The following is a 14,954-nucleotide window of genomic DNA, read 5'->3' on the forward strand; positions in this document are numbered from 1 at the left end:
TTGCACGTAAACATCTACTGGCCAGTAACACCCATTTGGCGCTCAGCCCCGCTCGGCCCGGACCAGCGCGGGGAACGCCTCGCCGAGTGCCGTGCGCCAGTCACGGATCGGTTCGATTCCCGCGGCCTTCCACCGGTCGTGTCCCAGCACGCTGTACGCGGGCCGGGGCGCGGGGCGTACGAACGCCTCGCTGGTGGTCGGACGGACCCGCTCCGGGTCCGCGCCGAGCAACCGGAAGATCTCCCTGGTGAACCCGAACCAGGTCGTCTCGCCGACGCTGGTGCCGTGGTAGACCCCGGCCGGGGCCGTCCCCGCGCGGGCCGCCAGGCCCAGCAGGACCAGCCGGTCCGCGAGGTCGCCGGTCCAGGTGGGCTGGCCGAGCTGGTCGTCGACCACGTCCAGGGTGTCCTTGATCCCCTCCAGCTTGATCATCGTCCGGACGAAGTTGCCGCCGCCCGCGCCGTACAGCCAGGCCGTACGGACCACGAAACCGGTCTCCGGGAGGGTCTCCAGGACCGCGCGCTCCCCGGCCAGCTTGGTGCGGCCGTAGGCGCTGCGCGGGGCCGTGGGGTCGTCCTCGCCGTACGGTGCGCGGGCGTCCCCGGCGAAGACGTAGTCCGTGGAGACCTGCAGCAGGACGGCGCCGGACGCCTCGCACGCCTCGGCGAGCACCCGGGGGCCGGTGCCGTTGACGGCGAGCGCCTCGGCCTCCTTGGCCTCGGCGTCGTCCACGGCCGTCCAAGCCGCGCAGTTGACCACGACGTCCGGCGTATGGGCCGCCAGGGCGGCACGCACCGCGCCGGGGTCCGTGATGTCCAGCGCGGTACGGTCCAGACCGGTCGCGCGCTCCCCGGCCCCGGCGAGCCGGGCCAGCAGATCCTGGCCGAGCATGCCGCCCGCGCCGGTGACGAGCCACCCGCTCACAGCGCGGCACGCCCCTTCAGCGGCTCCCACCAGGCGCGGTTCTCGCGGTACCACTCCACTGTCTCCGCGAGGCCCGTGGCGAAGTCCTTGCGGGGCTCGTACCCCAGCTCCGTACGGATCTTGGCGCAGTCCACGGAGTAGCGGCGGTCATGGCCCTTGCGGTCGGTGACGTACTCGACGCTGGTGTCCCAGTCCGCTCCGCACGCCTCCAGCAGGAGACCGGTCAGCTCCTTGTTGGACAGCTCCGTGCCGCCGCCGATGTTGTAGACCTCACCGGCCCGGCCCTTCGTACGGACCAGCTCGATGCCCTGCACATGGTCGTCGATGTGCAGCCAGTCGCGGATGTTGCCGCCGTCGCCGTACAGCGGGACCTTCTTGCCGTCCAGCAGATTCGTGATGAACAGCGGGATGACCTTCTCGGGGAAGTGGTGGTGCCCGTAGTTGTTGGAGCAGCGGGTCACCCGCACATCGAGGCCGTGCGTGCGGTGGTACGAGAGCGCGATCAGATCGCTGGACGCCTTCGCCGAGGAGTAGGGCGAGTTGGGCTCCAGCGGGTGGGTCTCCGGCCAGGAGCCCTCGTCGATCGAGCCGTAGACCTCGTCGGTGGAGATGTGCACGAAGGTCTTCACGCCGGCGCGGTGCGCGGCGTCGATCAACGTGTGCGTGCCGACGACGTTCGTACGGACGAACTCCGCGCCGCCGTCGATGGAGCGGTCCACGTGCGACTCCGCGGCGAAGTGCACCACCTGGTCGTGCTCGGCCATCAGCTTGGCGACCAGCTCGGGGTCGCAGATGTCGCCCTGCACGAAGGAGAACCCGGGGTGGTCGCGTACCTCGTCGAGGTTGGCCGGGTTGCCCGCGTAGGTGAGCTTGTCGAGCACGGTCAGCTCGACATCGCCGGGACCCTGGGGACCCAGGACCGTACGGACGTAGTGCGAGCCGATGAAACCGGCACCGCCGGTCACGAGAATCCTGTCGGTCATGAAGAGATCTGCACCTTGCTGTGGTCACCGAGGACGAGTCGGTGGGCGGACGGGTTACGAGGCGCGGGGGTGATCTCGACATCGCGGCCGATCAGCGACGCCTCCACCCGGCGCACGCCGGTGAGCGAGGAATTTCGCAGAACGATGGAGTACTCGATCTCGCTGTCCTCGATCCTGCATCCTTCGGAGACCGAGGTGAAGGGACCGATATAGGCGTCGCTGATCACCGTGTCCGCGCCGATGATCGCGGGACCGACGATCCGGCTGCCGGTGACCCGCGCGCCCTTCTCGATCCTGACCCGCCCTATGATCTCCGTCGCCTCGTCGACGCTGCCGTCACGGCACGGCTCGACGGTCTCCAGCACCGAGCGGTTGACCTCCAGCATGTCGGCGACATTGCCGGTGTCCTTCCAGTAACCGGAGATGGTCGTGGAACGGACATCGCGCTTCTGGTCGATCAGCCACTGGATCGCGTGGGTGATTTCCAGCTCACCGCGCCAGGAGGGCTCGATCGAGCGCACGGCCTCATGGATGGCCGGGGTGAAGAGATAGACACCGACGAGCGCGAGATCGCTCTTCGGTTCCTTGGGCTTCTCCTCCAGGGCCACCACTCTGCCCGCGCCGTCGAGTTCGGCCACGCCGAAGGAGGTGGGGTTGGGGACCTTGGTGAGCAGGATCTGCGCCTCGGGGCGGTCCTCGCGGAAGCCGTCGACCAGGCCCGTGATGCCACCGACGATGAAGTTGTCACCGAGGTACATCACGAAGTCGTCCTCGCCGAGGAACTCACGGGCGATGAGGACGGCGTGCGCCAGCCCGAGGGGGGCGTCCTGCTGAAGGTACGTGACCTTTATGCCGAACTGCGAGCCGTCGCCGACCGCCTCGCGGATCTCCTCGGCGGTGTCGCCGACGATCACGCCGACCTCGGTGATCCCCGCTTCGGCGATGGCCTCGAGCCCGTAGAAGAGCACGGGCTTGTTCGCCACGGGGACCAGCTGTTTCGCGGAGGTGTGTGTGATGGGGCGCAGACGGGTGCCCGCCCCGCCGGACAGTACGAGAGCCTTCACTATCCCTATCCCTGCTGAGATTCCGATGCTGTCCGGGCGTCGCCCGACAGTCCGATTTTACCTACGATTTCCTGTGCGGCCCGCCGCTGGTCACCTCAGGAGAGTGAACCGGTGCATATGGGGTGCACGAAAGGGCGCTCGGGTGTGCGCGGATGCGCACTCGCCGGACCCGCGCGGGCGGACGCGCGGGCCCTTGCCGCCGTACCGCCCGCCGCACCCACTGTCGCGACTCCCCCGTACCGCCTCCGTACCGCCCCCGTACCGCCCAACTCCTCACGGTCCGAGCTTGGTTGGCAGCGGACCGGGCGACTGCGGCACGGCCAGAGCGCGTACCCGCGTGCGCACCCGGCGCGCGATCCTGCGCGCCAGTGACTTGCGCCGGCGTAACGCCTTGGGCGCCTCTATCCGCCGCAGCCCCGGCTTGCCGAGCCAGTCGGGCACGGTCACCTCGTACGAGGCGTCCCGGAGGCCGCTGCTCTTGTCGCCGAAGTGCGGGAAGACCAGATAGGGCGTACGGGCCCGGCCCCGGTGGACCACCTCGGGCACGGTCTCCGCCCTGATGAAGGCCAGCATGTCCGCCAGCAGATCGAGCCGTCCCAGCGCGACGCACTGCAGCCGCAGCCGTTCGGCGACCTTGACGCGCGCGGCCACGCCGGGCGTCCAGTACCGCTCCATCAGCGGCGCCGCCAGCTCCAGCTTGTGCTGTCCGATCCGCTCCGGCTGCTTGAGCATCCCGTGGCCGAACTGCTGGATCAGTCCGACCGTGAAGGGTCTGACCATCAGGCGGTCGCGCTTCGGGCCGGCCGGCACCAACTCGGTGATGAGCGCCATGAGGGCGCCCGTGGCCTCGAAACGGAGCGCGTAGCCGCCGGTCTTGGTCGCATGCTTGCCGTCGTCGCGGCCGACCAGGTAGTAGCAGGTGTAGTCGGCGATCACCGAGACGCCGCCGCCCCGGATGTACGCCTCCATCGTGAACAGGGCGTCCTCACCGGTCTTGAGCGTCTCGTCGAACCGCAGCCCCAGCCGCTCGATCAGTTCGCGGCGGAAGAGCTTCTGCGCGCTCAGCGTGTAGATGACCTGTGAGCCGTAGATGTCGACACGCTCGGCCGTACGGCTCCACATCGAGCCGGGAGCGCCTCGGTTCACCCCCTCGACCTTGCCGAGCACCACGTCGGTACCGGCGCGGTCGGCCATGGCGACCATGCGCGCGAGCGACTCGACGCCGAAGTAGTCGTCGGCGTCGAGGAAGAAGACATAGCGGCCGCGTGCCACGCCGAGACCGACATTGCGCGGCCCGCTGGGGCCGCCCGAGTTGGCCTGTCGCACCACTCTTGTAGGGATGGCCGTCCGCGCGGCGAATGCCTCCAGGTATTCCCCCGTGCCGTCGGTCGAGCCGTCGTCGATGGCGACAATCTCGATGCGGTCGGAGCCCAGCGTCTGGGCCTCGACCGACTCCAGGCAGCGGATCAAATAGGGCATTGCTTCATATGCGCCGACGATCACACTGACATCAGGAACAGACATAGTGTTCATCGCAATTCAAGACAAGCGCCATCGAATGTTGGTTGTCTTGGTTCGATCACCAGAGTACGTGATGCCGGTCACAGCCGCAGGCCGGGCCCGTGGACATGGCAAAGGCCCGGCAGGGCGCCCGTAGGCGCCCCACCGGGCCCGATCGCCGCTGGAGTGGGTGCTGCTCAACCCCCCACGGGCGAATCCTCGGCCCGCGGCTCGGACGGCGCGGAGTCGTCCGGCGCGGGGGCCGCCTCCGGCTCCGCGAGCCGCTGCTCGACTCCCACGTTGCGGGCCAGCGACTTCGCCGCCAGTGCCCGTGTCGCCGCGTCGAACTGCTCGATCGAGGTCGGCTCGTCCGGACCCAGCAGATAGCGCTTCAGCTCATGACGGGCTTCGGCCAGCGGGTCGGCGGACGGGTCCGCGACCGCCGCGAGCAGCTGGTCCAGCTCCTTCGCGCTGTTGGAGAGGATCACGGCGGCCCGTACCGCGGTGTTCTGCCGCTTGAACTCCTCCGCGCCCAGCTCCGCCGAGTCGGCGACCGCGTACGGCTTGCCGCTCGCGATGAAGTCCGACACGACGCTGGAGATGTCGGAGACCATGGCGTCCGACTCGTTGAAGCAGTCGTAGAGAGCCGGCTCCGAGCCGCTGACGACGCGGTGTTCCCACCAGCCGAAGGAACGCCAGTACGCGTCGTTCCACTCGCGCCTCAGCCGCGTCAGCTCCGCCTGCCTGGCCGGGTCGGCCTTGGAGTCGCGCGACTCCTCCGCCTCGTCCCTGCTCGCGTCGGCCCCGCCGGACAGCTCGGTCAGCCGCGCGCCGATCCGGGCCAGCTCGGTCCGTGCCGCGCTCTGCTCATCGCGGAGCCCGGCCGCGTCCTTTGCCCAGCGGGCGTCGGTGGCGCGCTCGGCGGCGGCCTTCTCGACCAGCGCGATGATCCGCTCGTGCACGGCCTTCGCCTTGGCGCTGCGCGTACCGGTGAAGGGGTGCGGCTTGTACACCACCCGGACAGGACGCTCGGCCTTCAGCAGCCGCTTGACGATGTTCTCGCCGGCCAGCAGGAGCGAGGTGTTGCCGGGGCTGTCGTCCCAGCCTTCCCAGGTGGGCGCGTACAGCACGGTGGGGATGGGGTTCTTCGTCGAGCCGCTCGCCGGCTCGATCGGGGCCAGCTGCGGGCGGCCCACCTCGACGATGTCCTCGTCCCGCACCCCGACATCGGCGAGCGCGTAACGGTCGCGTCCGGCCCGGCCCGCGGTCCACACCTCGTCGTACGCCTTGCTGTACGGGTTGACGCTGGCCAGCTTGTCGCTGTCGCCGTGCCCGATGAAGACATGCTTCATGGTCGGGACACGCAGCATGTGGATGTTCTTGCCGACGTTGGCCGCGTAGAGCGCGACCCGGACCGTCGAGAGATCCAGGTTCATCAGATGCACGCCGCCGGGGACGCAGAGCACCGGCACGGCCGTCGGGCCCAGCTGCTGCGCGATGACGCGCTCGCGCAGGACGATCAGCGGCCGCCCGTCGAGCTGCCCCATCGTCTCCAGCCACATGTTGACCTGGTACGCGGACTCCTTGGAACCGGAGAAGTACAGCATCACGGTCGGCCGGTAGTCGGCCAGCCAGCCGTCCACCGCCTTGAGCACCCGCTCGGCGTTGGGCACGAGCCGGCTCGGCCGCAGATACGGCAGCAACGCGACGATATAGCCGACGGCGAGGAGCACGCTGAGGCCGAGCCCGGCGAAGCCGTAGAGATTGTCGCGGGTCCGGAGCGTGATGATCACGCCGACCATGGCGAAGATGTCCAGGTGGAGCATCTTCTCGGCCGAGCGGCTGAGCAGCCAGCGCGGCGGGGCGTTGGGGATACGGATGGCGCCGAGGTCGATATTGCGGGTGACCACGGGCAGCTTGCGGCGCAGCCGGAGCAGGGTGACGATCGCGCCGTGCGGAGCCTGGAGCCCGTAGAACATCAGCACGGCGACGACGGTCACATAGAAGATCCGGTCCTCACCGAGCCCCGAGCGCGCGACGAGGAGCACCAGCAGCATCTGCCGGATCAGAAAGCGGATCGACAGACCGGCCCGCACCTTGGCGAGCCGGTTCACCAGATAGCTGCCGCGCTGGTGCAGATACGTGTCCGCGAGATAGCTCACCGCCGCGGCCGCGGCGAAGAACCAGACATTGGGAATTATCGCGGCGAGCATGACGCACGGGAAACTCAGAGCCAGAAGAAGTGCGGCTGCCAGCTCTGATCCGCTGCCCACCCGGGCCAGGCGAATGGCTGTCGAAATCACGGAATACCTGCTCCAGACCGTGCCGGCTATAGGACCTTGCGACGAAAATGTGAAGAGAGAACTTCACGAACTCGGGCCTCCGTGATTCGCGCGTCGGCGACCACAGAGGCCCATGTCAAAGATTGTCAAGAATTATTACACATCTTCCTGACGGTCCAGGACAGCGGCCAGAGCCTGCTCGAAGTCCGAGGCCTCGGAGGCGCCACGGGTCGGGTCCTGCTGCCGTACGTCGATGACATGGCCGGTCAGCTCGGAGAGCAGCACATCGAGGGAGGTCCTGGCGACCGCCTCGGAGGAAAGCAGCGAACCTTCCGGCTCCTGGCCGAATGCCTTGGTGCGCATCGGGGTCGCGGTGCGCTCCGGATTCACGCAATTCACTCGGATTCCCTCGCCGGCCCATTCGTCGGAGAGCGCCTGGGTGAGATTCACCATGGCGGCCTTCGTGGACGAGTAGAGGCTGTACTCCGCGCGGCCCCGGGTGTAGCTGCTCGACGTGTAGAGCAGCAGCTGGCCCTTGGTCTCCACCAGGTACTTGTACGAGGCGCGCGCGATCTGCACCGGCGCCAGATAGTTGACGTTCAGCGCTTCCTGGATGGTGGTGTTGTCCGTCTCGGCCAGCTTGCCGATGCGCAGCACGCCCGCGGTGTTGATCACGTAGTCGATCCGGCCGGTCTCGGCGTACGCGCGCGACAGCGCGTCGTCGACGTGCTCGGGGTTCTCGACATGCGTACCGGTGGTGGAGCGGCCCAGCGCGTACACCGTGGCGCCGAAGGACTCGGCGAGCTGCGCGATGTCCGCGCCGATGCCGTACGAGCCGCCGAAGACGACCAGGGTCTTGCCGGCCAGCAGCTCACGGTAGGAGTCGTCCGAGGACTGCTGCGGAGCGGCGGCGGAGGCCAGCTGGAAGAGCTTGTCGGCGATGAACACATCGACCGGCTGTGTGACCTTCATGTTGTACTCGTCGCCCGCGACGACATAGATCGGCACGTCCGGCAGATACTTCAGCACCACCGAACAGTCGTCGGTGGCCTGGAAGTTGGGGTCGCCCGCGGCGATCTCGTACGCCCTGCGGACGGTGGAGAGCTTGAACGCCTGCGGGGTCTGGCCGCGCCGCAGCCGCGACCGGTCGGGGACGTCCGTGATGAACTCGCCGTCGCCGCCGTGCGTACGGGTCACGATGATCGTGTCCGCGGACGGGATGGCGACGTCGACGGCCTGGTAGCGCTCCAGCGCGTCCACACAGTCCTTGATCACGCGGTGCGACAGCAGCGGGCGCACGGCGTCATGGAACAGGACGTTGCGGTCCTCGCCCTCGGCCAGGCCCTCGCCCAGGGCTGCGATGGCGCGCTCGGTGGTCTCGTTCCGTGTCGCGCCGCCCTCGATGATCCGGGTGACCTTGGCCAGTCCGGCCTTCGCGACGATCTTCTCCACGTCGGGCACATAGCCCGGCGCCATCAGCACGATCACATCGTCGATCGAGTCGCTCCGCTCGAAGATCGACAGCGTGTGCTCGATGACCGCTTTCCCCGCGATCTTCAGCAACTGCTTCGGGATCGACAGGCCCACACGCTGGCCGGTTCCGCCCGCCAGGACGACAGCGGTGGTGCGGGACTTGGTGGGCGACGCGGATGTTGCAGACACAGGACTGACCTACCTTGCGGGCTCAGAGGATGTAGCGATGGTCCCACCCGCGGCAATCGTGATGCAAGGTGGACCACAACCCCGCGACACCGGTACGCAACCCCTGATTCACCTGCGAAGACCAATGCGCCGGCGGTTCGGCGCCGGGAGTCGTACGTGAAGGACACCACATAAATTTCACGTCGGAGCGCGTGGGCTCCCATATGAGAGCCTACGTGACGCGACTCCATGCTCACGCACAGCGACAACGGCCCGGGTGACCACGGAAAACATCCGTGATCACCCGGGGCCGACCGCGAGAGCCGACGGCTCTGGAAGGCTCTCTAGAAGGGGTCGAACTCGTCGTACGCCCGCTGCGCCTCGTCCCGTTCGGCGTCCCTGTCCCTGCGCCGCTGCGCCGCCGGACGGGGTGCCTCCAGACGGTGGTCCTCACCACGACGGCCGAGCATCTCCGCGCCCGCCATCATCGTCGGCTCCCAGTCGAAGACGACCGCGTCGTCCTCGGGGCCGATGGCCACTCCGTCGCCCGACCGCGCGCCGGCCTTCATCAGCTGCTCCTCGACCCCGAGCCGGCTGAGCCGGTCCGCGAGATAGCCGACTGCCTCGTCGTTACTGAAGTCGGTCTGGCGGACCCAGCGTTCGGGCTTCTCGCCGCGCACCCGGTAGAGCCCGTCGTCCTCCAGGGAGACGGTGAAGCCCGCGTCGTCGACGGCCTTCGGGCGGATGACGATCCGGGTCGCCTCCTCCTTGGGCTTGTCCGCGCGGGACTTGGCGATGATCTCCGCGAGCGCGAAGGACAGTTCCTTGAGGCCCATATGGGCCACGGCCGAGGCCTCGAAGACGCGGTAGCCGCGCTTCTCCAGGTCGGGACGGATGATCTCGGCGAGATCCTTGCCGTCCGGGACGTCGATCTTGTTCAGGACGACGATCCGCGGCCGGTTGTCCAGGCCGCCGTACTGCGTCAGCTCCTCCTCGATCACATCGAGGTCGGTCACCGGGTCGCGGTCCGACTCCAGCGTGGCCGTGTCCAGCACATGCACGAGGACGGAGCAGCGCTCGACATGGCGCAGGAACTCAAGGCCCAGACCGCGGCCCTGGCTGGCGCCCGGGATCAGACCGGGGACGTCCGCGATGGTGTAGACGGTGGAACCCGCCGTCACCACACCCAGGTTGGGGACGAGCGTGGTGAACGGGTAGTCCGCGATCTTGGGCTTGGCCGCGGAGAGCACGGAGATCAGCGAGGACTTGCCGGCGCTCGGGTAGCCGACGAGCGCCACATCGGCGACCGTCTTCAGCTCCAGCACGACATCGCCGCCGCGGCCCGGCTCACCGAGCAGCGCGAAGCCGGGTGCCTTGCGGCGGGCCGAGGCCAGCGCCGCGTTGCCGAGACCGCCGCGGCCGCCCTCGGCGGCGACGTACGTGGTGCCCTCCCCGACCAGGTCGGCCAGGACATTGCCGCCGCGGTCGAGGACGACCGTACCGTCGGGCACCGGCAGGACCAGGTCCTGGCCGTCCTTGCCGGAGCGGTTGCCGCCCTCGCCGGGCTTGCCGTTGGTGGCCTTGCGGTGCGGGGAGTGGTGATAGTCGAGCAGCGTCGTCACCGACTGGTCGACGACCAGGATGACATCGCCGCCACGGCCGCCGTTGCCGCCGTCGGGTCCGCCGAGCGGCTTGAACTTCTCACGGTGTACGGAGGCGCAGCCGTGGCCTCCGTTACCCGCGGCGACATGCAGCTCGACGCGGTCCACGAAGGTGGTCATGGGGATTGCCTCCAGTACATACGGAAATGTCTTACATGCAACGCGCGAAGGGCGGACCCGCTTCCCGTCACCGGGAAGTGAGGTCCGCCCTCGCGAAGAAACCGTGCTACAGGCGCCTGATGCCGAGTGCTCAGGCGACCGGAACGATGTTCACGACCTTGCGGCCGCGGCTGGTGCCGAACTCCACCGCGCCCGCGTTCAGCGCGAACAGCGTGTCGTCGCTGCCACGGCCGACGCCGGAGCCAGGGTGGAAGTGCGTGCCGCGCTGGCGGACCAGGATCTCACCGGCGTTGACGACCTGACCGCCGAAGCGCTTCACGCCGAGCCGCTGAGCATTGGAGTCGCGCCCGTTCCGAGTGGACGATGCGCCCTTCTTGTGTGCCATGTCTCCTCAGTCCCTTACTTCGCAGCCGCGGGGATACCGGTGACCTTGATCGCCGTGTACTGCTGACGGTGACCCTGGCGACGGCGGTAGCCCGTCTTGTTCTTGTAGCGAAGGATGTCGATCTTCGCACCCTTGTGGTGGTCCACGATCTCGGCCGTGACCTTGATGCCGTCCAGCACCCACGGATCGCTGGTGACGGCCTCGCCGTCGACCACGAGCAGGGTCGAGAGCTCGACCGTGTCGCCAACCTTGGCAGTGGGAATCTTGTCAACCTCAACGATGTCGCCGACAGCAACCTTGTGCTGGCGACCACCGCTGCGCACGATGGCGTACACGCGGAACTCACTCTCGCTCGGAACGGGACCTCTGATGCCAGCCGCTCGCACGGGCCGGGACCCGTGGCGATTCCTGACAGGACGAGCGGCCTCCCCCGGAAATCCGGGAGGTGGGTGCTCAGAGGTGGGCGCGCATAGGAACACACCGAAGGTTTAGAGTACGGGGCCCCTGTACAGGGGGTCAAACCAGCTCCCCGCGTCCCCGGTGCCGTACGGGCTCATGCGCGGCCCGTACGGCACCGGGGACGACGGCGTCAGTCCTCCGTGGAGGCGGTGACGCCGGAAGGCGTCGTACGCTCGGCCGCCGCGGTCTTCTTCGTCGTCGACTTGGCCGCCTTCTTGGCCGTCGTCTTCTTCGCCGCGGCCTTCTTCGCCGTCGTCGTCTTCTTGGCGGCCGTCTTCTTGGCCGTCGTGGCCTTCTTGGCGGTCTTGCGGGCCGCCTTCTTGGCCGGGGCCGCGGGCTCCTCGGCGGGCGGCTCCTCGGCCTTGGCGGGCTCGTCGGCCGTGACCGGCTCCTCGGCCCTCGCCGACTCCACCACGACGATCGCCGCGTCCTCGGCGCCCGAGGGCGAACCGGCCGGAGCGGTGACCTTGCGGGTCACCCTGCGGCGCGGCCGGGGCGGAGCCGCGACCGGTGCCTCCTCGGCGACGGATGTCTCGGCCACGACCGGCTCGGGTACGGTCTCGGCGGACACCGGGAGGACCACCTCGGCGGCAACCTCCGTGTCGGCGGCCTTCGGCGAACCGGCCGGGGCCGTCGCCTTACGCGTGGCCCGGCGGCGCGTACGTCCCTTGGGAGCCGCCTCCTCGGCGGGCGCCTCCGGTCCGGCGGCCGGAGCCGCGTCCGGTGCCGGAGCAATGCCCGCTGCCGGAGCCATGTCCGGTGCCGGAGTCGCCGCCGGTGTCTCGACCGTCTCCACCGGCGCCTCGACGCGCGGCTCGGCGGCCGGGGCCCCGGTCCTGGCCGCCTGCTCCGGCACCGTGGCCGACGCCGGCTCCTGCTTCACGGTCCTCGGCGAACCCGCCGGGGCGGACGCCTTGCGGGACGCCCGGCGGCGCGAACGGCCGCGTACGGACGCCTCCGCCTCCGCCACGCTGCTGAACAGCTCCTCGTCCGGCGCGAACGTGTCGGACAGCGGCTCGGCCAGTGCGACCGGAGCCGCCACCTCCGCCGCTACTTCGGCCTCCGTCTCGGTCTCGGCCTCCGCCGCGATCTCGACGTGCTCATGCTCGTGCTCGTGCTCCGTACCGGCGGCGCCGCCGCGACCGCGCTTCTTGGAACGCTTGCCGTTGCCACCGCCGCCGGCCGCCGTGGGCTGCTCCATGTGCACGATCACGCCGCGCCCGTTGCAGTGGACACACGTCTCGGAGAAGGACTCCAGCAGACCCTGGCCGACCCGCTTACGGGTCATCTGCACCAGACCCAGCGAGGTGACCTCGGCGACCTGATGCTTCGTACGGTCCCGGCCCAGGCACTCCAGCAGTCGCCGCAGCACCAGGTCCCGGTTGGATTCGAGCACCATGTCGATGAAGTCGATGACGACGATGCCGCCCAGGTCGCGCAGCCGCAGCTGGCGCACGATCTCCTCGGCCGCCTCCAGGTTGTTCCTGGTGACGGTCTCTTCGAGGTTGCCGCCCTGGCCGGTGAACTTCCCGGTGTTGACGTCGACCACGATCATGGCCTCGGTCTTGTCGATCACCAGCGAACCACCGCTGGGCAGCCAGACCTTGCGGTCCAGCGCCTTCATCAGCTGCTCGTCGATGCGGTACGTCGCGAAGACGTCGACCTCGCTCGTCCAGCGCGACAGCCGGTCGGAGAGGTCGGGCGCGACATGGTTGACATAGCCGTGGATGGTCTGCCACGCCTCGTCGCCGCTGACGATGACCTTCGAGAAGTCCTCGTTGAAGATGTCGCGGACGACCCGGACGGTCATGTCGGGCTCACCGTAGAGAAGTGTCGGGGCGTTGCCGCTCTTCGACTTCTTCTTGATGTCCTCCCACTGCGACTGGAGCCGCTCGACATCGCGGCGCAGCTCGTCCTCGCTGGCGCCCTCCGCGGCCGTACGGACGATGACGCCCGCGTCCTCGGGGACGATCTTCTTGAGGATGGTCTTCAGCCGGGACCGCTCGGTGTCGGGCAGCTTGCGGCTGATGCCGGTCATCGAGCCCTCGGGCACATAGACCAGATAGCGGCCGGGCAGCGACACCTGGCTGGTCAGACGCGCGCCCTTGTGGCCGATCGGGTCCTTCGTGACCTGCACGAGCACCGACTGGCCGGACTTGAGGGCGGTCTCGATGCGGCGCGGGCCGTTGGCCATGCCCAGCGCCTCGAAGTTGACCTCACCGGCGTACAGGACGGCGTTGCGTCCCTTGCCGATGTCGACGAAGGCGGCCTCCATCGACGGCAGTACGTTCTGGACCTTGCCCAGATACACGTTGCCGACGTAGCTGGTGGCCTGCTCCTTGTTGACGTAGTGCTCGACGAGCACGTTGTCCTCAAGGACGCCGATCTGGGTGCGCTCGCCGTTCTGGCGGACGACCATCACGCGCTCGACGGCCTCCCGGCGCGCCAGGAACTCCGCCTCGGTGATGATCGGCACCCTGCGGCGGCCCTGCTCGCGCCCCTCGCGGCGGCGCTGCTTCTTGGCCTCCAGACGGGTCGAGCCCTTGATGGACTGCACCTCGTCGGAGCTGGTGCTCGGCTCGCGCTCTTCCTTCTTGCGCGGCTCGCGGACCTTGACGACCGTACGCTCCGGGTCGTCCCCGCCGGACTCCGCCTCGGAACCGCCGTCACCACTGCGACGGCGCCTGCGACGGCGGCGCCGACTGCTGGAGGAGCCGCCGCCCGAGGGGGCCTCGGACTCGTCGTGGTCGTCGTCGTCCTCGTCGTGTTCGGCCCGCTCGCCGTCCTTGCCGGTGTCCTCGTCCTCGGCGTGGGCCCCGGACTCGTCCTGCTCGTCCGTGGTGTCCTCGGCGTCCGCGCACTCGCCGCGACGGCGGCGACGGCCGCCCCGGCGACGGCGCCGCGAAGGACGGTCCTCGTACTCGTCGGAGTCGTCGCCCTCGGCGGACTGCTCCGTGTCGGGCTCGGCCGCGGGCTCCTCGGCGGGCTCGTGCGTCGACTCCGCGGCGGTCCGGGGGGCCTCCACAGGCTCGGCGGACTCGCCGCGACGGCGGCGCCGGCGGCGGCCCGAGGGCTCCGGAGCGGCGACGGGCTCGCGTACCGCCGCGGTCCGGCTCTCGTCCTCGGTCTCGGTCTCGATCTCGTCGAGATCCTCGGGGTCGTCCACCGATGTGACGGCGGCGGCCGCGGCGGCGGCCGTCTCCGGGGTCTGGAACATCGGCTCGGTGAAGACGGGCGCGCGGAAGACGGCCACGGCGGGCCGGGTGGCGCGGCGACGCGAGCGCTCGGGCGCCTCGGTCTCGCTCTGCGCGGCCTTCGGCGCGGGCTGCTCCTCGGCGGTGGTCTCCGCAGCGGTGGCGCGGCGGCGCGTACGGCCGCGCGTGGCGGCCTTCTCGGCGGCCTCGGCCTCGGCCTCGGGCTCGTCGGCGGTGATCCGTGTGACGGAGCCCTGCGGCAGGCTCTCGCCCGCCGAGGCTCCGTTGCTGTTGCTGTCGCCGTTCGCGTCGGGCGCGGGCGCACCGGCGGGCGCCGTGGCCCTGCGAGTGGCGCGGCGGCGCGTACGGCCGGCCGGCGCGGTCTCCTCGACGGGGCTCTCCTCGGGAGCCACGGCCTCAGGGGCCACGGCCTCGGAAGCCGCGACGGCCTCAAGAGCCTCAGCGGCGGCGGCCTCGACGGCGACGGGCTCGGGAGCGGCGGTCTTGCGAGTGGCACGACGGCGCGCACGCGGCGCGGCCACCGGCTCCTCCTCCGACACAGCGGACTCCACGGCCTCCGGCGCCACACCGGCCTCCACCGGCTCGACAGCCACCTCAGGCGCGGGAGCAGCGGTCTTACGAGTCGCACGACGGCGCGCACGCGGCGCGGCCACCGGCTCCTCCTCCGACACAGCGGACTCCACGGCCTCCGGCGCCACACCGGCCTCCACCGGCTCGACA

The 14,954-nt window shown here is 69.6% G+C and carries 10 protein-coding genes; all 10 read right to left on the bottom strand.

Annotation, left to right across the window (positions count from 1 at the left end; genetic code table 11):
* Positions 1 to 42: 42 nt before the first annotated feature.
* On the bottom strand, positions 43 to 924 hold the full coding sequence (gene rfbD, locus ACIRQP_RS09955) for a dTDP-4-dehydrorhamnose reductase (protein ID WP_403886134.1): 882 nt from the start codon (positions 922 to 924) through the stop codon (positions 43 to 45).
* Positions 921 to 1,907, bottom strand: a complete 987-nt coding sequence (rfbB, locus tag ACIRQP_RS09960; protein ID WP_403886137.1) for a dTDP-glucose 4,6-dehydratase — start codon at positions 1,905 to 1,907, stop codon at positions 921 to 923. Before rfbB ends, rfbD begins: the two co-directional genes overlap by 4 nt.
* A complete protein-coding gene (locus ACIRQP_RS09965) occupies positions 1,904 to 2,971 on the bottom strand; it encodes a glucose-1-phosphate thymidylyltransferase (RefSeq protein WP_403886140.1) in 1,068 nt (355 codons plus the stop codon). Before ACIRQP_RS09965 ends, rfbB begins: the two co-directional genes overlap by 4 nt.
* A 273-nt stretch (positions 2,972 to 3,244) precedes the next feature.
* Positions 3,245 to 4,504, bottom strand: a complete 1,260-nt coding sequence (locus ACIRQP_RS09970) for a glycosyltransferase family 2 protein (RefSeq protein ID WP_403886143.1) — start codon at positions 4,502 to 4,504, stop codon at positions 3,245 to 3,247.
* A gap of 164 nt (positions 4,505 to 4,668) precedes the next feature.
* Positions 4,669 to 6,774 (bottom strand): hypothetical protein, encoded by a 2,106-nt coding sequence (locus tag ACIRQP_RS09975; protein ID WP_403886145.1) that lies wholly within the window; start codon positions 6,772 to 6,774, stop codon positions 4,669 to 4,671.
* Positions 6,775 to 6,909: 135 nt separating this feature from the next.
* Entirely contained in the window at positions 6,910 to 8,415 is a 1,506-nt protein-coding gene (locus ACIRQP_RS09980) for an SDR family NAD(P)-dependent oxidoreductase (RefSeq protein WP_403886148.1), read from the bottom strand.
* Positions 8,416 to 8,738: 323 nt separating this feature from the next.
* On the bottom strand, positions 8,739 to 10,175 hold the full coding sequence (gene obgE / locus ACIRQP_RS09985) for a GTPase ObgE (protein WP_403886151.1): 1,437 nt from the start codon (positions 10,173 to 10,175) through the stop codon (positions 8,739 to 8,741).
* A gap of 130 nt (positions 10,176 to 10,305) precedes the next feature.
* Complete coding sequence (gene rpmA / locus ACIRQP_RS09990; protein ID WP_382882218.1) at positions 10,306 to 10,560, bottom strand: 50S ribosomal protein L27; 255 nt, start codon at positions 10,558 to 10,560, stop codon at positions 10,306 to 10,308.
* 14 nt (positions 10,561 to 10,574) lie between these two features.
* Positions 10,575 to 10,895, bottom strand: a complete 321-nt coding sequence (rplU, locus tag ACIRQP_RS09995) for a 50S ribosomal protein L21 (protein ID WP_030352366.1) — start codon at positions 10,893 to 10,895, stop codon at positions 10,575 to 10,577.
* 254 nt (positions 10,896 to 11,149) lie between these two features.
* On the bottom strand, positions 11,150 to 14,954 hold a 3,805-nt coding region (locus ACIRQP_RS10000; RefSeq protein WP_403886156.1), incomplete at its 5' end, for a ribonuclease E/G.

Origin of the sequence: Streptomyces sp. NPDC102274 (assembly GCF_044766385.1) — a bacterium.
GTDB lineage: Bacteria > Actinomycetota > Actinomycetes > Streptomycetales > Streptomycetaceae > Streptomyces.